Origin of the sequence: Bradyrhizobium sp. URHA0013, from assembly GCF_000518345.1 — a bacterium.
In the GTDB taxonomy this organism is placed as follows: domain Bacteria; phylum Pseudomonadota; class Alphaproteobacteria; order Rhizobiales; family Xanthobacteraceae; genus Bradyrhizobium.
Genome location: NZ_JADK01000003.1, coordinates 1,380,847 through 1,400,750 on the forward strand (window position 1 = coordinate 1,380,847; position 19,904 = coordinate 1,400,750).

18 protein-coding genes and 1 tRNA gene are annotated in these 19,904 nt (G+C 65.6%); 10 read left to right on the forward strand and 9 right to left on the reverse strand.

Annotation, left to right across the window (positions count from 1 at the left end):
* Positions 1 to 56: 56 nt before the first annotated feature.
* Positions 57 to 1,403: an RsmB/NOP family class I SAM-dependent RNA methyltransferase gene (locus N551_RS0106725; RefSeq protein WP_027566296.1), complete on the reverse strand. Its 1,347-nt coding sequence runs from the start codon at positions 1,401 to 1,403 to the stop codon at positions 57 to 59.
* 187 nt (positions 1,404 to 1,590) lie between these two features.
* Between N551_RS0106725 and N551_RS0106730 the strand changes: the two genes are divergently transcribed.
* Both N551_RS0106730 and N551_RS0106735 read left to right on the forward strand, forming a co-directional pair.
* Positions 1,591 to 1,800, forward strand: coding sequence for a DUF1674 domain-containing protein (locus N551_RS0106730; protein WP_027566297.1), 210 nt, complete (start codon positions 1,591 to 1,593; stop codon positions 1,798 to 1,800).
* A gap of 57 nt (positions 1,801 to 1,857) precedes the next feature.
* Complete coding sequence (locus tag N551_RS0106735) at positions 1,858 to 2,448, forward strand: thermonuclease family protein (RefSeq protein ID WP_027566298.1); 591 nt, start codon at positions 1,858 to 1,860, stop codon at positions 2,446 to 2,448.
* A gap of 55 nt (positions 2,449 to 2,503) precedes the next feature.
* Here the strand turns inward: N551_RS0106735 and N551_RS0106740 are convergent, their stop codons facing one another.
* Positions 2,504 to 3,019, reverse strand: coding sequence for a L,D-transpeptidase (locus tag N551_RS0106740; RefSeq protein ID WP_027566299.1), 516 nt, complete (start codon positions 3,017 to 3,019; stop codon positions 2,504 to 2,506).
* 458 nt (positions 3,020 to 3,477) lie between these two features.
* Positions 3,478 to 5,424, reverse strand: coding sequence for an acetate--CoA ligase (gene acs / locus N551_RS0106745; RefSeq protein WP_027566300.1), 1,947 nt, complete (start codon positions 5,422 to 5,424; stop codon positions 3,478 to 3,480).
* A gap of 398 nt (positions 5,425 to 5,822) precedes the next feature.
* Between acs and N551_RS0106750 the strand changes: the two genes are divergently transcribed.
* Entirely contained in the window at positions 5,823 to 6,992 is a 1,170-nt protein-coding gene (locus N551_RS0106750) for a DNA topoisomerase IB (RefSeq protein WP_027566301.1), read from the forward strand.
* 10 nt (positions 6,993 to 7,002) lie between these two features.
* On the opposite strand, the gene N551_RS0106755 is transcribed toward N551_RS0106750, so the two are convergent.
* Complete coding sequence (locus N551_RS0106755) at positions 7,003 to 7,458, reverse strand: SRPBCC domain-containing protein (RefSeq protein WP_027566302.1); 456 nt, start codon at positions 7,456 to 7,458, stop codon at positions 7,003 to 7,005.
* Positions 7,459 to 7,558: 100 nt separating this feature from the next.
* Between N551_RS0106755 and N551_RS0106760 the strand changes: the two genes are divergently transcribed.
* On the forward strand, positions 7,559 to 8,653 hold the full coding sequence (locus N551_RS0106760; protein WP_027566303.1) for an adenylate/guanylate cyclase domain-containing protein: 1,095 nt from the start codon (positions 7,559 to 7,561) through the stop codon (positions 8,651 to 8,653).
* Positions 8,654 to 8,734: 81 nt separating this feature from the next.
* Here N551_RS0106760 and N551_RS0106765 read toward each other — a convergent pair whose 3' ends face one another.
* From N551_RS0106765 to tsaD, 3 genes are read right to left on the reverse strand one after another with little or no spacing between them, the layout of a single operon-like run.
* Positions 8,735 to 9,148, reverse strand: a complete 414-nt coding sequence (locus N551_RS0106765; RefSeq protein WP_027566304.1) for an EVE domain-containing protein — start codon at positions 9,146 to 9,148, stop codon at positions 8,735 to 8,737.
* A 2-nt stretch (positions 9,149 to 9,150) separates the two neighbouring features.
* Positions 9,151 to 10,131: an NAD(P)H-dependent glycerol-3-phosphate dehydrogenase gene (locus tag N551_RS0106770; RefSeq protein WP_027566305.1), complete on the reverse strand. Its 981-nt coding sequence runs from the start codon at positions 10,129 to 10,131 to the stop codon at positions 9,151 to 9,153.
* Positions 10,132 to 10,133: 2 nt separating this feature from the next.
* Positions 10,134 to 11,207: a tRNA (adenosine(37)-N6)-threonylcarbamoyltransferase complex transferase subunit TsaD gene (tsaD, locus tag N551_RS0106775; protein WP_027566306.1), complete on the reverse strand. Its 1,074-nt coding sequence runs from the start codon at positions 11,205 to 11,207 to the stop codon at positions 10,134 to 10,136.
* A gap of 164 nt (positions 11,208 to 11,371) precedes the next feature.
* Here tsaD and N551_RS0106780 point away from each other — a divergent pair, with 164 nt between their 5' ends.
* From N551_RS0106780 to N551_RS0106795, 4 genes are all read left to right on the forward strand, one after another.
* Complete coding sequence (locus N551_RS0106780; protein WP_027566307.1) at positions 11,372 to 12,118, forward strand: uroporphyrinogen-III synthase; 747 nt, start codon at positions 11,372 to 11,374, stop codon at positions 12,116 to 12,118.
* Between the two features lie 69 nt (positions 12,119 to 12,187).
* On the forward strand, positions 12,188 to 13,444 hold the full coding sequence (locus N551_RS0106785) for a COG4223 family protein (protein WP_027566308.1): 1,257 nt from the start codon (positions 12,188 to 12,190) through the stop codon (positions 13,442 to 13,444).
* Between the two features lie 36 nt (positions 13,445 to 13,480).
* Entirely contained in the window at positions 13,481 to 15,280 is a 1,800-nt protein-coding gene (locus N551_RS0106790; protein ID WP_027566309.1) for a heme biosynthesis protein HemY, read from the forward strand.
* A 100-nt stretch (positions 15,281 to 15,380) separates the two neighbouring features.
* Positions 15,381 to 15,456, forward strand: a tRNA-Thr gene (locus tag N551_RS0106795).
* 143 nt (positions 15,457 to 15,599) lie between these two features.
* Here the strand turns inward: N551_RS0106795 and N551_RS37755 are convergent.
* Positions 15,600 to 16,097, reverse strand: a complete 498-nt coding sequence (locus tag N551_RS37755; RefSeq protein WP_155809507.1) for a hypothetical protein — start codon at positions 16,095 to 16,097, stop codon at positions 15,600 to 15,602.
* A gap of 165 nt (positions 16,098 to 16,262) precedes the next feature.
* Here N551_RS37755 and N551_RS0106800 point away from each other — a divergent pair, with 165 nt between their 5' ends.
* Both N551_RS0106800 and N551_RS0106805 read left to right on the forward strand, forming a co-directional pair.
* Entirely contained in the window at positions 16,263 to 18,044 is a 1,782-nt protein-coding gene (locus N551_RS0106800; RefSeq protein WP_210164559.1) for a hypothetical protein, read from the forward strand.
* Between the two features lie 102 nt (positions 18,045 to 18,146).
* A complete protein-coding gene (locus N551_RS0106805) occupies positions 18,147 to 18,536 on the forward strand; it encodes a hypothetical protein (protein WP_027566311.1) in 390 nt (129 codons plus the stop codon).
* 74 nt (positions 18,537 to 18,610) lie between these two features.
* Here N551_RS0106805 and N551_RS0106810 read toward each other — a convergent pair whose 3' ends face one another.
* Complete coding sequence (locus N551_RS0106810) at positions 18,611 to 19,654, reverse strand: polysaccharide deacetylase family protein (RefSeq protein ID WP_027566312.1); 1,044 nt, start codon at positions 19,652 to 19,654, stop codon at positions 18,611 to 18,613.
* Between the last annotated feature and the right edge of the window lie 250 nt (positions 19,655 to 19,904).

The following is a 19,904-nucleotide window of genomic DNA, read 5'->3' on the forward strand; positions in this document are numbered from 1 at the left end:
CGACACCACCTTGAACGACGCGAATCAGCGCCGTGGTTGCAAAATCCAGTGCAAAATCAGGATTTAACGAGCCGGGCCGCGAAAAATCCGTCGAGCCCGCCGAGCTTGGGATCAGCGTTTGGCAGATGGCTGGGCAGAGTGCGCAGATCGCCCTCGGCGGTGACGATCTCGCTGAGTCCCGACACCTCGGACGCATCGATCGGAACCCGGCGAAGCCCAGGCTCTGCTGCCAGCAGCGCGGCGACCGCATGCTCGCCCTCTTCGGGTTCCAGCGAGCAGGTACAGTAGACCAGCGTTCCGCCGGGCTTGAGCAGCGAGACCGATTTTTGCAGCAGCCGCCGCTGGAGCGCGGTCATTGCGGCGATGTCAGATTCCTGCCGAAGCCAGGATACGTCGGGATGGCGGCGGATCGTCCCGGTCGATGTGCAAGGCGCATCAATGAGGATGCCGTCGAAGCCATCGGCAGGGCCGGACCATTCCGCGGCGTCGGCGACGACGGTCTCGGCCTGGAGCGACAACCGCGTCAGATTCTCGCGCAGGCGCGCCACCCGGGCGGGCGAGCGGTCGATGGCGGTGACATAGGCGCCGGCTTGCGCCAGTTGCGCGGTCTTGCCGCCGGGAGCGGCGCAGAGATCGGCGATGGATTTGCCCTTGATGTCGCCGAACAGCCGGGCCGGCAGCGCAGCGGCGGCGTCCTGCACCCACCATTGTCCTTCGGCGAAGCCGGGAAGCATGGTCACTGCGCCGTGCAGCACCGTACGAACCGATCCGGTCGGCAGGACTTCGCCATGGAGGCGGCTCGCCCATTGCGCGGCGTCCGACTTCACAGTCAGATCCAGCGAAGGATCGTGGCTGAGCGCGAGCGCCATGTCTCTTGCGACTGTTTCGCCGTAGTGCGCGCGCCAGCGCGCGACCATCCAGGGCGGCAGGTCCAGCGATTGTGCGGCAACCTCGTCCACCAGCGCTTTGCCCTCGCGGGCGCAACGGCGCAGCACGGCGTTGACGAGGCCGGCATAGCGCGCGGCGCGCCGGTCGGATTGCACGAGGCGAACGGAGAGATCGACGGCCGCGTGATCGGGCACGTCCATCCAGAGGATCTGGGCGGCGCCGATCAACAGCGCGCTCTGCGCGCGCGGCGCGTCGGAGGGAATGCCCTTGTCGAGCAGGCGGGACAGCACATGGCCGAGCGTGCCGAGCCGGCGCAGCACGGTGGCGACCAGGCGGCGCATCAGCGCGCGGTCGCGGTCGGGGAGCGTCTTCAGTCCGGGATGGGCGCCGCTGCCGTCGAGCTGCTCGTCAAGCGTGCGGTGCTTTTGCAGCACGCCGTCGACGATGTCGGCGGCAATCCGCCGCGCCGCGAGACCGGGCACTTCGGATGGAGGAGCGAAACGTTGAGAAGGCATGCGGAAACAAGGTTCTGAGCGAGCGGCAGTTCGCCGTAATGGGCGCATGCCTTGAGGAGGTGATCTCTGGCACGCGAATATGCCAAATGTAAGAATCGCTTCCGGGTTTTTCAGCCCTTTCAGAGCCATTTCAGGAATGCGTTATTGGGCGTCGCGTCGCGGGCCGCCCCGCGCTAGAAAGCCGACGATGAGTGACCAGCCTTCCGTTCCCGACCGCAAGCAGCTCACGCCGGCCGCCCAGCGTGCGCTGGCCGAGGCCGAAGCGCGACGGCAGGCTGCGGCAGTCCGAGCCAAAAACGACGCCCAGGCGGCGCCAAAGGAGTTGCAGGGGCCAAAAGGACCCGAGCCGACCCGCTATGGCGATTGGGAGCGCAAGGGCATCGCTTCCGACTTCTGAAGCTTGTCTTTTGAGGCTCGCTTGCCGGACTGCCCGACTCAGCCCTAGCGTGCGCGGATGTCGCGTTTCGATCCAAGCCACCCATATCGGCCTTCATACAGCGGCTCGCCGTTCGGTCGCCGTTTCTCGGGGCTGTTGCCGTGGATGTTCGTGGTCGGTGTTGTCGCGGCGATTGTGCTCACCTTCCGCGACGGAACGAACTGGCTTGTCCCGCACGTAGACGACGGTCGCACCGGCGATGCCGAGATCGTGCTCCGGCAGGCCGGCCATCCCGATCGTCGCGAGCCGGTCGACGTCATCCGGACTATCGACGGCGACACCTTCCTTGCGCGCGTGCATCAACGCGATGGCCGCGATCTCGTCGCGCGCGTTCGCCTGCGCGGCATCGATGCACCTGAGATGAAAGCCTCCTGCCAGGAAGAACTCGACAAGGCTGAAGCCGCCGCTGCCGCGCTCCGCGACCTGCTCGGCCAAGGTGGCGTGACGATCACCAATCTCGGACCTGACAAATACGGCCGCGTTCTCGCCGACGTCGCGACCAGTCGAACCGACAACGTTTCGGCGGCGTTGCTCGCGGGCGGTTACGCACGGAGCTACAATGGCGGCCATCGCGACGGCTGGTGCGCGCGGAGCTGGCGCTTCTGGTGACGAAAAAGCCGCGTCGAAAGACGCGGCTCTTGTTGTCTCGCCCTGATGCCGGCGATCAGCGCGTCACGACCACCGTCGTGCCGACCGAGACGCGGCTGTAGAGATCGGTGATGTCGTCGTTGAGCATGCGGATGCAGCCATAGGAGACGAAGCCGCCGATCGAGCCCGGCACGTTGGTTCCGTGGATGGCATATTCACCGCCGGACAGCGTCATCGCCGCGACGCCCATCGGATTGCGCGGCGAGCCGCCCGGGATGACGTCCGGGATGCTCGGCTTGTCGCGCTTCACTTCGGCAGGCGGCGCCCAGGCCGGATTGCGGTACTTGCCGTCGATGCGGGTGGTGCCGGCCCACTGCTTGCCGGACTTGCCGACGCCGACCGGGTAGCGCACGGCGTGGCCGTTATCGAGGACGAGATAGAGCCGACGCTCGTTGGTTTTGACCACGATGGTGCCCGGCGAATAGTCAGCCAGGTGCGTCCCCACCATTTCCGGCCGTGCCTGCGCCGCCGTCGACATCAAGACCCCAGCCCCGACGGTGGCGGCCAGCGCCACAGCAATCCTCATCGACATCGATTTTCCCCTTGCCCCGAACGGACCGTCCAAAATTACGCAAAACCGGCAATCGCCGGCCCGCCAAGTCCTTGTTGCAAGTCCTTGTTACAGGTCCTTGTCAGGGAACATTCTTAACCGCGCCTGTTAACCGGATGGTTTCCACGCACGGCCGCCAAGGGCCGGCCAGCAGGGGGAACAAAGGAAATGTTCGAAACAAAGTAAATGACCTGAAAACAACACTCAGCCGGAAAGATGCCCGGGCGCCGGGTCGCGGCCTGACAAGTGCGTGAGGATGTGAACGGCGGTTGATGCCGGAGACGCTAACGCGGCGATGCGGTCTCGTGTCCCGGACGCGGCGCAGAGGTGCGACGCAGAGCCAGGATCCAGGACGCCACAGAGTCTGCTGTTGCGTGGGCCGCGGCTCAGCAGCGCACCGCTAAAGAGCGCTGCGCTGCGTCCGGGGGCACGAGACTGCCTTACGCCGACTTCTTGTTCTGCCGGTTCTTGACGAGGTCGTCGACCACGCCGGGATCGGCCAAGGTCGAGGTGTCGCCCAGGCTGCCCGGCTCGTCCTCGGCGATCTTGCGCAGGATGCGGCGCATGATCTTGCCGGAGCGGGTCTTGGGCAGGCCGGGCGAGAATTGGATCTGGTCGGGCGCAGCGATCGGGCCGATCTCCTTGCGCACCCAGGTGACGAGCTCCTTGCGCAGATCCTCGGTCGGCTCGATGCCGGCCATCAGGGTCACATAGGCGTAGATGCCCTGACCCTTGATGTCGTGCGGGTAACCGACCACGGCGGCTTCCGAGACCTTCTCATGCGCCACCAGCGCGCTTTCGACTTCGGCGGTACCCATGCGGTGGCCGGAGACGTTGATGACGTCGTCGACGCGGCCGGTGATCCAGTAATAACCGTCGGCATCGCGCCGGCAGCCGTCGCCCGTGAAATACTTGCCCTTGTAGGTCGAGAAGTAAGTCTGCTCGAAGCGGGCGTGGTCGCCATAGACCGTGCGCATCTGGCCCGGCCATGACCGCGTCAGACACAGATTGCCTGATGTCTCGCCGTCCAGCACGTTGCCGTCGGCGTCGACGATCTCAGGCACCACGCCGAAGAACGGCTGCGTCGCCGAGCCCGGCTTGAGCTTGGTGGCGCCGGGCAGCGGCGTGATCAAAATGCCGCCGGTCTCGGTCTGCCACCAGGTGTCGACGATCGGGCAGCGGTCGTCGCCCACGACGCGGTGATACCACTCCCAGGCTTCCGGATTGATCGGCTCGCCGACCGAGCCGAGCAGGCGGAGGCTGGCGCGCGAGGTCTTCTTCACGGGCACGTCGCCGCTCTGCATCAGCGCGCGGATCGCGGTCGGCGCAGTGTAGAAGATGTTGACCTTGTGCTTGTCGATGACGTTCCAGAACCGCGAATTATCCGGGTAATTCGGCACGCCTTCGAACATCAGTGTGGTCGCGCCGTTAGCTAGCGGTCCGTAGAGAATGTAGCTGTGGCCGGTGACCCAGCCGACGTCGGCGGTGCACCAGTAGATGTCGCCGTCGTGATAGTCGAAGACGTATTGATGCGTCATCGCGGCGAACACGAGATAGCCGGCGGATGTGTGCAGCACGCCCTTGGGCTGGCCTGTCGAGCCCGAGGTGTAGAGGATGAACAGCGGATCCTCGGCGTGCATGTGCTCGACCGGGCATTCCGTCGTCACCATTTTGGCGGCGTCGTGGTACCAGAGGTCGCGCGAGGGATTCATTTCGACCGCGCCGCCGGTGCGCTTGACCACGACGACCCAGTCGACGCCGTCTGCCTTGGCGAGCGCCGCGTCGACATTGGCCTTCAGCGGCACCTTCTTGCCGCCGCGCAGGCCCTCATCCGCGGTGATGATCACCTTGGACTGGCAGTCGTTGATGCGCTGGGCGAGACTGTCGGGCGAGAAGCCGGCAAACACCACGGAGTGAATCGCGCCGATCCGCGCGCAGGCCAGCATCGCGTAGGCCGCCTCCGGAATCATCGGGAGGTAGATGGTGACACGGTCGCCCTTCTTGACGTTCCGGGTGCGCAGGATGTTGGCCATCCGGCAGACCTCGTCGTGCAGCTCCTTGTAAGTGATGTGCCGGGATTGTGAGGGATCGTCGCCTTCCCAGATGATCGCGGTCTGGTTGGCGCGGCTGTGGAGATGCCGGTCGATGCAATTATGGGCGACGTTGAGGATGCCGTCCTCGAACCATTTGATCGAGATGTTGCCGGGCGCGAAGGAGACGTCCTCGATTTTGGTCGGAGCGTGCATCCAGTCGATGCGCTTGGCCTGCTCCGCCCAGAAACCGTTCGGGTCCGAGATCGAGCGGGCGTACATGTCCTTGTACTTGGCCTGGTCGACCCAGGCGCGCTTCGCCCATTCCGCGGGGACGTCGTAGATCTTCTCGGACATGTTTCCCTCCACATACGGCAAGCCGAGCACAGACCACGGGCGAGCCGACTTGATCGTTGAACCGATTATGCGTCGGGCTAACCGGACCCGACAAGGTGCACAAGCTGGACCTTCGGCGAGCAGTCGGCCATGCGGAGGATCAAGCCGCTTCGTGCGACTGTCGCAGTTTTGAAACAGGACGACGGGGGCTTTCGGGTCTTTACCGAGCTCCTCGGAATGGGCCGGCGCAGAGCGCCATGCTCCCGGCAGCGGTATTTAGAAACCGCCCTCACTGATTCGGGACTCGCAATGCGGTTCGGAACACCCTAAATGGCCAACCCGGGCCCAACGAGACCCCTTGGAACAAAAATCAGAACAGCGGCATTGACCGATAACAGACAGGGCTAAGGCATAAGACTATGATGGATCAGCAGAATCTCGGGACTTTGCGGCCCGCTTCAGCCGATCCTGCAGCCATTGCGCTGGCCAAAGCCCTCGGACAATGGCCGAAACCAGCCGGTTCCGGCCGTCCCAGCCCGAAAAAAGCGTTCGACACGGCGCCTGCGGCGACGGTCGAGGCCCTCGCCAAGGAACTGGGCCTGCGGCTCGGCGACCAGAACGAGCTGACCATTCGTCGCATCAGGCGCGGCAAGGGCTATTCCTTCGTGCGGCCCAACGGCGTCCACATCCGCGATGCCCGCACCATTCGGCGGCTGCATTCAATGGCAGTGCCGCCGGCGTATCGCGAGGTGCGCTACTCGGCCGATCCGAGCACGCATCTCCAGGCGGTGGGACGCGATGCCGCGGGCCGGCTGCAATATCGCTATCACGCCGATTGGGAGAAGGTCCGCGAGCAACGCAAGGCGCATCGCCTGGAGAAGCTCGTCGGCGCGCTGCCCAAGATCCGGCGCAAGGTCTCGGCGTTCCTCTCGGGCGACGAGCCGACCCGCGAGTTCGCGCTCTCCGCCGTCATCGAACTGATTGCGCGCACCGCGATCCGCCCCGGCAACGAATCCTATGCCCGTCTCAACGGCACCCGCGGCGCCACCACGCTGCTGAAGTCCAACGTCTCGCTGGAAGACGACAGCTTCGTGCTGACCTTCAAGGCGAAGGGCGGCAAGGCGGTGCGCAAGGAGTGCGACGCGGCCAAGCTCGTGCGCGCCATCGGGATTTTGCAGGGCGTTCCCGGCAAGCGCATGTTCCAGTATCGCGATCCCTATCGCATCGTGCGCGCGGTCAGCACCACGCAGGTGAACGCGTTTCTGCGCGAGATCGCCGGCATCAAGATCTCGCTGAAGGATTTCCGCACGCTGATGGCCTCTGCCGTCGTCGTGGAATCGCTGTCGCGGATCACGCCGGCGACCAGCCAGCGCGGCCGCAAGAAGCAGGTGCTGGAGGCGATCCGCGGCGCGGCCGATCAGCTCTCCAACACGCCGGCGATCTGCCGCAAGAGTTATGTTCACGATACCATCGTCACCGCGTTCGAGGACGGCATCCTCGAACGCTTCGCCGCGACCATGAAGGGCCAGCGCTCGCAGGCCAGGCGCGAGCAACTTTTGCAGCAGGTGGTGGCGACCGCGGCGGTCTGACCTGGCGTCGTTACGCCTTGGTGGAAACGCCGTTGTCGGGACCGGGATTGCTGCCCGCGGCTGCGGTCGTGAGTCGTCCCAGATAATGCGCCCATCCCGTCGCGTGTGCGGCAGCCTGTTCCTCGGTCGGCAGCCCGCTATGGGTCATGCGCAGCAATGTGCCGCCGTCGTGTTCGATCAGGTCGATCTCGATCAGGCTCGAGCCGGGCGGCACTTCCTGGCCGCCCTCCCATCCAAACGTGTAGGCGAGACGATGCACCGGCACGACTTCGCGGAACGCGCCGCGGGCAACGCCGCCGCGGGGGCCGATGCCTTTGAGCAGATACAGCCCGCCGGGATGTGGCTCCGTGGTCGCGTCGGAACCCATCCAGCTCAGAATCTTCTCGGGGTCGGTCAGGTAAGCGAAAACGGTGGCGCGTGGGGCGGCGATCTGGGTCTCGCGTCGCACTATGAACGGTTCGGTCATCGGCGATCATCCTGGGCTGACGCTGGGACATGGCGGCGCGCGAGCGGCCCGTCAAGGATTGCCCGTGACAAAGACCGCCTGCGTTCGTCATGATCGGGCCATGCACCTCTCGCCGACGCTCGCCTGGCTTATCGATGCCGCCGCCGATAGCACCGGGGCCGACCGCCTGCTCGCGGATCTCGGCGCACATCTGGTCGCCGACGGCGTGCCGCTTGCGGCAGGCAGCCTGACACTCGAGGTGCCGCATCCGCTGATCGCGAAGCGGACATGGTTGTGGCGCGCGGAGAACGGCCGGGTGATCGAGGCGCTCGGCTTCGCACCAGGCGGCCTCGCGCCCGACCCGCCCAACGATGCCGGCCGCCGCTGGCTGCGTGACATCGCGGGCGGTGAGGTGCACGAAGATTTGGTCGGACGGCCCGGCGGGCCGTTGCTCGGTTGGATTGGGCCGCGTCCGTTCACCGCGGACGAGACCGAGCAATTGCGCCAGGCCGCGCGCTTTGCCGCGACACCTCTTGCGGTGCTTGCCGCGCGTGCAACCTTGCGCGCGACGCTGGATGCATATCTTGGCAAGCGCAGCGCGGAGCGGGTGCTGGCGGCACCCCTTCGGCGCGATCTCGGCGAGACCATTCAGGCCGCGCTGCTCTATGCCGATCTGCGCAACTTCACGCTCCTGTCGGAAACCACGCCGCCTGCCGGCGTGATCGCGGCGCTCGATGCCTGGTTCGATCGCATCGCCGGCGCGGTTCACGCTTTCGGCGGCGAGGTGCTGAAATTCATCGGCGACGGCGTGCTCGCGATCTTTCCGGTGGTCGGGGCGTCAGCGCGCCAAGCATGCGATGCGGCTCTGCGCGCCGCGAGCGCAGCCGAAGCCGGAATGACGTATCTCAACGCGGAGCGCCGTGCCCAAAATCTGCCGCCGCTCGCGTTCGGCGCGGCGCTGCATCTTGGCGAGATGCTATGGGGCAATATCGGCGCGGCCAATCGGCTCGACTTCACGGCGATCGGCCCCGCCGTCAATCTCGCCAGCCGGCTCGAAGGATTGTGCAAGCCGCTCGGCAGAACCGTGCTGGTGTCGGGCGCGCTCGCCGTGGAGACCGACATGCCTCTTGTTGCGCTCGGATCGCATTCGCTGCGCGGCATCGCCGCGCCTTGCGAGGTGTTTGCGCTGCCGGAGAAACAAGCTCCGATATCGTAGCCCGCATGAGCGTAGCGACATGCGGGATCGCAGCAGTAGTCCCGGATATCGCTTCGCTCATCCGGGCTACAGCACCTAAGCCTACATCCCGCCCATCTTGCAGATGAGCTTCCATTCCTCGGCCGTCACCGGCTGCACCGACAGGCGCGAATATTTCACCAGTGCCATGTCGGCGAGCTTTTTCTCGGCCTTGATCGCGGCCATCGTCACCGGACTCTTCAACGGTTTGTCGGCCTTGATGTCGACGCAGACGAATTTTTCGGTCTTGTCGGTCGGATCCGGATAGGCTTCCTTGACGATCTCCGCGATGCCGACGACTTCCTTGCCCTCGTTGGAATGATAGAAGAACGCCTTGTCGCCCTTCTTCATGGCGACGAGATTCTGACGCGCGGTGTAATTGCGCACGCCGGTCCAGGCTTCGCCCTTGGCGCCTTTCGCCACCTGCTGGTCCCAGGACCACACCGATGGCTCGGATTTCACCAGCCAGTACGCCATGTTCATTCCTCTGCCTTGAAAGGTCGCGTCATGAGCCCCGAGATCGCAGCGTCGATCGTGCTTCTGCCGGTCAGGATCGATGCGACGGCCTCCGATACCGGCATTTCGATGCTTTGTGAAGCCGCGAGCTCGATCAATACCGGCGCGGTGAATTCGCCTTCGGCAAGCTTGCCGGCGGGCGGCTGCTCGCTGCGGCCAAGCGCCAGGCCGAGCGCGAAATTGCGCGATTGTGGGCTCGAGCAGGTCAGGATCAGATCGCCGAGGCCAGACAAGCCCGTGAGTGTTTCGCTGCGTGCGCCGAGCGCGCGGCCGAGGCGTGTCAGCTCGGCAAAGGCGCGGGTGGTGAGTGCGGCCTGGGCGGAAGCGCCGAGCTTGCGCCCGACCGCGATGCCGACCGCGATCGCGAGCACGTTCTTGGCGGCGCCGCCGATCTCGACGCCGCGGACATCGGTGGAGTGATAGGGCCGGAACGTCGGCGAGCCCAGCGCCTGCACCAGATGGTTGGCCAGCGTTTCTTCCCTCGCCGCCAGCGTGACCGCGGTCGGCAGGCCACGCGCGACATCGTCGGCAAAGCTCGGGCCCGACAGGATCGCCGGCTGCGCGTGAGGCGCGGCCTCGACGATCACGTCGGTCATGAATTTATGGGTGCCGTGCTCGATGCCCTTGGCGCAGGCAATGATCGGCACCGGTCTAGCCAGATGCGAGGCGAGCATGTTGACAGCACCGCGCAGATGCTGCGCGGGCACTGCGATCAGCAGCATATCCGCGCGCGCGGCGAGCGCCAGGTCGCTCGTGACGATGATCTCCGGAGCAAGCCGCACGCCGGGCAGCCGCGGATTGTCGCGGCTCGATGCGATCCGCGTCGCGTGCTCGGGATTGCGCGCCCACAGCGTCACGTTCCGTCCGGCCCGCGCCGCCACCATCGCCAGGGCCGTGCCCCAGGCGCCCGCGCCGATCACCGCGACAGATCGGAACGCTGTCATTGCTAAAATCCCGCGCGTGTCTTGCCGTATCCGGCCGGTGCCGTCGCGTTCGCATCGAGCAGCCAGCGCGCGCGAGGCTGTGCTTCCATCGTGTCGATCATGCCGAGCGCGAGACGTTCGGCGCCGGCCCAGGCGATCATCGCGCCGTTGTCGGTGCAGAGCGCCGGCGGCGGCATGATCAATTGTGTACCGGCTTTGCTCGCAACCTCATGCAAGGCGCCGCGGATCGCCTGATTGGCGGCAACGCCGCCGGCCGCCACCAGCGCACGTGGCGCACCGAACTGCTCGCGGAAGAGTTTCAGACCGACGCTCAACCGGTCGGCCGTGGAGTCGAGCACGGCGGCCTGGAAGCTCGCGCAGAGATCGCTGACGTCCTGCGGTGTGATCTCGGCCAACCGGCTCGCTTCGTTGCGCACCGCCGTCTTCAATCCCGATAGTGAGAAGTTGGCGTCGGGGCGTCCCTGCAGCGGCCGCGGAAACGCAAATCGCGCGGGATCGCCGCTGACTGCCACACGCTCGACCTGCGGCCCGCCCGGATAGGGCAGGCCCAGCATTTTCGCGACCTTGTCGAAGGCCTCGCCGATCGCATCGTCGACGGTGGTGCCGAGCCGCACATACTGGCCGACGCCGGTGACGGCAACGATCTGGGTATGGCCGCCAGAGGCGAGAAAAAGGCAATAGGGAAATTCGAGTGCGTCGGTCAGGCGCGGTGTCAGCGCATGCGCTTCCAGATGGTTCACCGCGATCAGCGGCGTGTCGTGCACCATCGCGACCGCCTTCGCGGTGGTGAGCCCGACGATGACGCCGCCGATCAGTCCCGGGCCTGCGGCGGCCGCGACACCGTCGAGCTGGGCGAAGTCGATGCCGGCCTCAGTCATGGCGCGGTCGATGATGCCGTCGAGCAGGTCGACATGGGCGCGGGCAGCGATCTCCGGTACCACGCCGCCGAAACGGGCATGCTCCTCGACCTGCGACCGTACGATATTGGACAGGATCTTGCCGCTGCCGTCAGGCGCACGCTCAATTACCGCCGCGGCGGTCTCGTCGCAGGTGGTTTCGATGCCCAGTACCAGCATTGGCGAATTGTTATTCAATTTGCGCCCTTCTCTCGCCCCTTGCGCTCATCCGCAAAGCAGAGTTCTGGTACGTCCGGTAGCATTCCGGGGTCGGCCAACGCAATCGTCACGCGCGGCCGTTCCTCGTGAAAGCGCCACCGCCACGTGGTTCGGGAACACAAGCGATGTCCATTCTTGTCACACGGCCGCATCCCGACAATGAGGCGACGTCGGAAAATCTGCGTGCACGGGGGCATGCGGTGCTGCTCGCGCCGGTGCTCAAGTTCGAGCCGGTCGCCTTCCGTGCCGAGAGTGAAACGAGCTACAGCGCCGTCATTGTCACGTCGGCCAATGCAATCCGTGCCGTCGCGCCGCAATTGCCGGACCTTGGTCTCCTGGAGCTGCCGCTGTTCGCGGTCGGCGAGCACACGGCCGCCGCCGGGCGCGATGCTGGCTTTGCCGAGGTGATCGTCGCCGGTGGCGACGGTGCTGCCCTGCGCGACAAGGTGATGCAGAGCGCGCGCGACAAGCGGCTGAAGAAAAAGGGCACGTTGCTCTATCTCGCGGGCGCGGACCTGTCGCGCGACCTCGGCGGTGAGCTGGGCGCCGAAGGCTTCAACGTCGTCACGCAGACGACCTACCGCATGGCGCCGGTCAAGCTGTTGCCGCGCGATGTCTGTGAGGGCTTTGCCGCCCATGGGATCGAGGCGGTGCTGCATTACTCCCGGCGCAGCGCGCGGGCTTTCCTGGAGGCCGCGCGCGCCGAAGGTGTCGAAATCTCGGCTCTGGCGATCCCGCAATGCTGCCTGTCCGAGACGGTCGCGGGCGTGCTGCGCGAGGCGGGTGCCTCGCAGGTTCTGGTGGCGGCGACGCCGGACGAAAATGCCTTGTTCGACACCTTGGAGCGTGCTTTGCGCACCCGTTTGGCGTAAGAGGTCGGGCCGAATCCGACGCAATCGGATCCGTTCGTTCAGGGCATGTAAGTGTGAGGAACCGTCACGATGGCCGACGACAAGCCTGAAGACGCAGGATTGGCTCCCGAGTCCGGCCGCGCCAAGCGCATCCCGCCCACCATCGACCTCCAGGCAACCGAGGTCTCGACCCAGCCGCAGGAGGTGGCGGGCGAGCCTGAGGCAGCGACCGAACAGGCCGCGCATGAGCAAGCCAAATCTGAAGAGGGCAAGTCTCAAGAAGAGAAGTCTCAAGAGGCAAAGTCCGAAGAAGCTCATGCCGAGCCGCAGCCCGAGCCTGCCGAGGAAGAATCTTCCGTTGCGTCCGCGTCGGTATCGCCGTCAATTTCACCCTGGGTTATCGCTCCGTTCTCCGGCGCCGTGGCAGCCGCCATTGTGATCGCGGTCGGCTGGATGCTGGGCTGGCCTGCGGTGCAGGCGCCGCCGGCTGCTCCACAAGTGACGGGCGCAACCGTCGAGGCGCTGAGCGGGCGCGTGGCCGCGGTCGAAGCCAAGGCGGGCAAGCCTGCCGCCGATCCGGCCATGGTGGCGCGGATCGATGCGCTGGAGAAATCGGCAACGATCCTGCGCAGCGACATCGCCAATCTGCGCGCACAATCCGACAAGACTGCGAGCGCCCTGAACGACGCGACATCGGCGCCGCGCGCTGCCGCGCCCGATCTTGCCGCTCTCAACGACCGCCTCGCGCAGCTCGAGCGTGCCAGCAAGACCGAACGTGCGGAACTCGCGCAGCAAAGCGAGAAGATCGTCGAAGCGAAGACGATGGACGACAAGCCGCTGCGCCACGTGGTGGCGGCGGCCCTGCTCGACGTCGCCGTTCGCCACGGCGACGCCTACGAATCGCAGCTCGCCGCCGCGCGGTCGCTGGCAGCAAAGCCGGATATGCTGAAGCCGCTCGACACCTTTGCTTCGTCAGGCATTCCGACGCCGGTCGCGCTCAGTCGCGAGCTCCTCAACATCGTGCCGAAATTGTCGCCGCCGGCGGAAGCTCCGGCCAGCGGCACCGGCATCGTCGAGCGCCTTCAGGCAGGGGCGTCGAAACTCGTCCGCATCGAGCGTACCGACGGGGTCGGCAATGATCGCGGCGCCATCGTCGCGCGGGTGACGGCTGCTGCGCTGCGCAACGATTTCGTCGAGGCACGGCGCGAGTTGAAGACGCTGCCGGAGGCCGATCGTGCACCGGCGCAAGCTTGGCTCGACAAGGCCGATGCGCGTGACGCCGCGCTCGCCGCCTCACGCAAATTCGCCGACGCCGCCATGGCGGATCTCGTCAAGCCTGGTCAATAAAGGTTCGCGCAACAATCAGCGCGTATAGGGATCGTCATGCTTCGCATCGTCCTCTTCCTCGTCCTGATCGCGCTGGCGGCGGCCGGCGCGGCCTGGGTTGCCGATCAGCCCGGCGATCTCGTCCTGACCGCAGGCAGTTTCCGCGCCACGACGACGCTTCCCAGATTCGTGTTCATGCTTGGCCTCTTTGCCGCGGCAGTCGTGCTGGTCTGGAGCCTGCTGACGATGGCCTGGCGCGCTCCGGGGCGTCTGCGCCGCCGTCGTCACGAAAAGCGTCATGATCGCGGTCGCCACGCCATCACCCACGGCCTGCTTGCGATCGGCCATGGCGACACCGCGCTTGCCCGTCGTCACGCCGATACCGCGCGGCGGCTGGCCGCAAACGATCCGCTCGCGCTTCTCTTGCATGCGCAATCGGCGCAGCTCGAGGGCAATCGCGACGAGGCCCAGCGGGTCTTCCGTGCCATGGCCGAGCGCGAGGACACGCGCCTGCTCGGCCTGCGCGGTCTGTTCATCGAGGCGCAGCGCGCCGACGACGCGGTCGGCGCGGTGATGATCGCCGAGGAAGCGATCAAGCTGTCGCCGTCTTCGACCTGGGCCTCGCATGCGGTGCTCGGCTTCCGCTGCGCGCGCGGCGACTGGAGCGGCGCGCTCGCGATCCTCGATTCGAATCTGTCCGCGGGTCTGATCGACAAGCAGGCCTATCGCCGCCAGCGCGGCGTGCTGCTCGCCGCACGCGCGCTGGAATTGGAAACGATGGACCGCGACGTCGCGCGCGAGAGCGTGATGCAGGCGGTCAAGCTCGCGCCTACCCTGGTCCCGGCCGCAGTGCTCGCCGCAAAATTCGAGAGCGAGGCGCACCAGGTACGCCGCGCCATGAAGCTGGTGGAAACCGCCTGGCTCGCCAATCCGCATCCTGATCTCGCGGATGCCTATGCGCATGTGAAGCTCGGCGATTCCGCGCGGCAGCGTCTGCAGCGGGTCGAGACGCTTGCGGCCAAAATTCCTGCCGACAAGGCCGGTTATGTCGAAGGCCAGCTGGCGATCGCGCGCGCCGCGATCGATGCGTCCGAGTTCGCCCGTGCGCGCGCGGTGCTGGCGCCTTACGTCAACGATCCGACCCAGCGCGTGGCGCTGCTGATGGCCGAGATCGAGCGTACCGAGCATGGTGACGGCGGCCGGGCCCGCGCCTGGACCTTGCGCGCGGTGCGCGCCCGCCATGATCCGGCCTGGACCGCGGACGGTTATGTCAGCGACCGCTGGCGTCCGGTGTCCCCGGTCACCGGCCGGCTCGACGCGTTCCAGTGGCAGACGCCGGTCGCTAGTCTTCCTTCCGACAGGGGCGCGATGATCGAATCCTCAGCCTTCGAGGAAGCCATGCTTGCGGCTCCGCCGCCGAAGCGGGTGACGGCGGCCCCGAGCGAAGGCCCGGCGGAACCGGTTGTCACGGCGCCGGATCCGGTGCCTGCCCCGCAGGACAATTCGCCGCCCCTTGAGGACAAGGAAATCTCAAAGGAAATCGCCGGGGAAACTGTCAAGGAAACAGCCAAGGAAGAGCCGGTCGTCACGCCCGCCGAGCCGGTCCAACAGGCCCCCGAGATCGTCGAATCATTGCCGGCGGCGGCACCGCCGGTGTTCCGGACCCGCGCCGACCTCGGCAAGCCCACACCAGCACCTATTCCCGCCGTTATCCCGATCGTCCGCGCCCCTGATGATCCAGGGATCGACGACGAGGGTCCGAGCGATGAATTTACGGAACAAATCGGCACGCCCAGGGACCACGCGAAGGCCCAGGCCGGCGGCTGGCGCGGATTCTGGTCTCGCTGGGGCGGGTGAGCGGCATTTGGGAGCCGGCGCCACCTTGCCAATTCGGGCCATGCCCGATATCAGGAGCGCGCGTAACGGGACCGGCCTCGCGCAGGCCCCGGCAAGGTTCGCCGCAATAGCTCAGTTGGTAGAGCACGTCATTCGTAATGACGGGGTCGGGGGTTCGAATCCCTCTTGCGGCACCAGCGCCCCAGCGTCCGGCCCGAAGATTTTGGTGGCGGAACGGACCTAAGTCGAGACGTTGCAGGGTTTTCTGTTCCAGGTCGAAATATCCCAAATCATGCATGAAGCTGACAATGCTTCGCGGCCCGCGTGCCGCGCGCTTTGGTCATTTGCCTTGGATTGACAGCGCGTCCGGACGGCCGAAACTAAAGGCAATGCGGCGGCGCGAGGCAGCATGCACGATATCCTGGTGGTTGGGCTCGTCGCGCTCACGAGCGGCGCCATTGGTCTTCCGTTCTCCCTGCTTCTGCCGTCGGACCAGTTTGCTGTGCGCTGGGCGCTCGCGCCGCCGCTTGGCTTCGGCCTTCTCGCCGCAGGAACCGCGGTCCTGTATCTCTCCGGCGTCGCTCCATGGGTGACGCTGCTTGCGATGGCAATCGCCGGTCTTGTCATTGCCGCCGCAATGCGCTTTCCGGCGCTGCGTCGGCGGCCCGAGCCATCGTTCGGACGCCGGCTTGCGATGGCGATAGCGGTCGCGGCGATTGCGATGGTGTGTCTTGCTCCCGGCTGGACCGGAGGCGCGCGCTTCCGCGTTTTCCAGGCCAACGTCTACGATCACATGCTGTACGTGGGCTCCTCGGTTTCGTATCGGGTGCTCGACCACGCAACCCTGGCAGTCCAGGGCGCCGACGAGGCCAACTCCAATCCAATTTCAGTGATGGCGCTGAAGTTCGTCGACTATCGCGGCGCCGTGTCGATGATCCATGCGGCAATCGCCGCCATCAGTCGCGGCGATGTCGTCGATTGCGCCTATCCGTATATGGTCGGCATGCAGCTCAACATGCTGTTTGCGGCGCTGTTCGTCTTTGTCAACGCGCTCTCGATGCGGCGCTGGCTGGGGTTTGCGTGCGCCGCGGCGCTTACGATCGGATTCTTCGAGCAGTACGTCTTCGACATCAACGCCTGGTCGCAGCTTGCGACGCAGCCGATCTTCCTGCTGCTGCTCGCATTCGTGGCTTTCGCCTTCGACCACAATCGCTTTGGGCAGATGCCCGGCTCGATCATGCGGTTGGGAGCGGTCTTTGCGGCCTTGATGACAGGCGCGTTCTTTCTCTACCCGGAATCGCTGACGATCTACGGTCCCGCCGCGGCGGTTGCGGCCGCGATGGGCTCCTGGCAACGCGCCTCGCGCAAGGCCTTGCCCGTGGCTGCGTCAGGCTTGGCGGCGGGTGTGGGAATATCGCTGCTCGCGTGCATCCCGCTCTGGTCCGGCACGGTTGCCTATGTCGTCCGCCAGCTGAGTCATGCAGCGATCAACCCGCCCGACTGGTGGAAGTACTATCAGCGTTACCTATTTGGCAGCGACGCGAACTTTCTCGCTGTCATCGCCAGTCCCGACAGTCGTATCGGAGAACTGGCGAACGCCTGGTTCTCATTGCCCGTCGAATCCGCGCTTGCGGGTCTCGGCCTCTATGCGGTGCTGCCGTCGGCGGGTTGGCCCGCCGCGGTGGCGGTCGCGTGGAAATTGCTGCTCTATGGCTTTCTGTTCGTGCTGTTGAGGGGGATTGCAAGAACAGCGTGGACGATCTGGCGCGCCGATCCGGACGGAAGCGCTGCTCGACTCCTGGCAGGCAGCCTTGCCGGATGCCTCGTACCCATTGCCATCCTCGCGGCCGGTCATGGTTGGGCCGCGGGCAAGGGCCTGGCCATGGCGATGCCGATGCTCTTCACTCTTGTCGTTGCTCCCTTGGCTCCCTTGGCTGCGAAGCAGTGGAATCCAAGCGCCGTTGCCGCCGTTGCCGTCGTCGTGGCTGTTCACCTCGGCCTCGGCATATTGCGGCCGCTGCTGGTGATGCAAGCGGTGGGCGCGGGTCTTCCGGGTCTTCCGACCGCCGCCGCGCAGGTCAACGCGCAAAAGGCGACGTCTCTCGACTGGGACTACAATCGCCTGTCGGCGGACATCAAGAGCTGCAACGGACTCGTCATCGATGTTGCGAATCCGATGATGCACAATTTGTTGCGCCGGCTCGCAGCGGAGCTTCGTGTGCCTTGGGCGGCGCCGCGAATCATGTCCTGGCCCGACAGCGCGGGGCGGCCGTATTTTCCCGAAGGCTTTGAAAAGTTCGACTGTCTGGTGGCGTCCGGACGGCTCACGGCCAATCCGGGGCAGCGGCTGATATCCGTGGCCACAGACCGGTCTTCGCGCGAATTCATGGATGGGCAACGCAATGTGCTTGAGGTCGGCGCAGAAGCTCCGCCGGGGATCGCAACGCGCGGCCTTTTCGGCAAGGAAATGACCCCTGGCGGTGCGCTTCAATGGGCATCGCCGAACGCGCGCCTCGAGATTCCGAACAAGCCTTTGATACCGGCGCGCACGTTGAAGCTCGAATTGTGGCCCATGCCGATCTCCGGAAACGAATTCCTGGTCAAGATCAATGGACGTGAGATCTACAAAGGCGTCGTGCCCGCAGGCCCGTTGTCATTTCCGTTGGATCGATTCGCAAGCGACGAGACGCTCGTGGTCGAATTGGACACCAACGCCGTCACGCATTTTCCGGGCGATCCCCGTGGTCTCGGTTTTGCGATCCGGGAGCTGAGCGTTCGGCGGTAGCCGATGAAGATGCGAGGGATGCCGCCGGCGTGATTCGCGTCACATTACCCCGAGCGCGGCTCCCCTAGTGTCCAGCTCACGCCAAACACGGGGAGATTTCATATGCGCAAGATCATTCTGGTGGCCACCATGGTGCTGGTCTCTGCCTCTGCCCAGGCCGGAGGCCCGCGCAGCCTGTCGCTGTCCGCGGTGAGCGAGCCGGCTTCGGTTCAGCAAACGGCGCCGGCGCTTGCTGCCGCGCCGACGCAGGTGAGCGAAGCAGCGCCAGTCGCCGAAGCTCCGAAATATCTCGATCGCCCGCCGGCGGTTTCGCTCACTCCGCCTGCGGCGGCCGCCACACCCACACCGACGACCACCACGACCTCAGCGCCCGCGACGACGACCCAGCCCGCCGCGAAGACGACGGCCAAGGCGGATAAACCGAAGCACAAGCGCGCCTGGACCGAAGGCCGCATCATCAGCGAGCTGCATCGCCACGGCATCTACTGGTAAGATGCCTGCTCTCAAAAAGCATATGGCCGGGAAAAGCCCGGCCATGACGCAAGAGTTTGGATCGGACTGACGCGTTACTGCGAAACCGTCTGCACCACGCTCCCGATCGGACGCGCGCTCGAGGTCGGCACCTTCAGGTCCTTCAGCAGCGCCTCGTCATATTCCGGCAGCGTCTGGAAGGTCGTCTTGGCCTTCATCTGCACGATCTTGTAGCCGCCGGCCTTGAGACGCGCGAGCAGCGCCGGCATGGCTTCGCCGGTGTGCTTCTGGAAGTCGTGCATCAGGATGATGCCCTTGCCGAGCTTGTCGAGCCTGGTCATCACGGTCTCGATGATCTTCTCCGGCGTCGCGCCCTTCCTGAAGTCGAAGGAGTCGATGTCGGTCGAGAACATCGCGACGTTGCGAGTGCCGAAATAGCTCACGATCGCCGGATTGTGCTGAAGCTGCGGGAAGCGGAAGAACGGTGCGGGATTGGTGCCGAGCGCAAACCTCACTGCGCTGAAGCCCTTCTCGACCTCGTCCTTGGCCATTTGCTCCGTCATCTTCTTGCCGTTCAGATTGACGTGCGACCAGGTGTGCGCGCCGACCGTGTGGCCCTGGGCCAGCACCTGACGCAGGATTTCCGGATGGTAGGTCGCATGCTTGCCGACCGAGAAGAATAGCCCCTTGGTGCATTCATCCGCGAGCGCCTTCAGCACGGCGGGCGTATTGACCGGCCAGGGGCCGTCGTCGAAGGTCAGCACGACCTCTTTGTCGGTGAGGAAGTCGAACTGCTTGAAATGATCGAAGCCGAAGCCCGGACCGCCGGTGGTGTCGATCTCGACCACGCGGGAGACGCCGAGCGCGTTGGGATTGGCGCAGGTCGATTTCTGCTGAACCGGCATCGGCGCGGGTGCGGGCGCCGGGGCGGCTGCCGGCTTGGCCGCAATCGCCGCCGTGGTCGCGACGTCGTCCTTGGCGGCGAGCTTCGCCTGTGCCGGCAATGGATCGGCGGCACGGGCGGCAATTGTCTTGGGAGCGGCCTGGTCGGCGCGCGAGGAATAATAAAACCAACCGCCGGCGGCAATCACGACCGCCGCAACTACACTGGCCAGCATCAGGCCCAACGCATTACGCATCGCCATTCTTTCCAATTACGCAACCAAACCGGCGGAATTTCCCGCTCGCCGAGCCATTAATGCGAAGGAACAGTTAACGTGACACCAACACGGCAGCGGATACGAAGGAATTTCAGCGAGGTGCGCCAACGTGACCATAGTCACAGAGGGTGGGCCTCCCGTGACCGTCATCACAGTGGAAACTGTTTTGCTGGAGCATGATCGATCCCATCAACAACGGGCCCGCTTCCAGCGGTGCCAATGGGAGCTT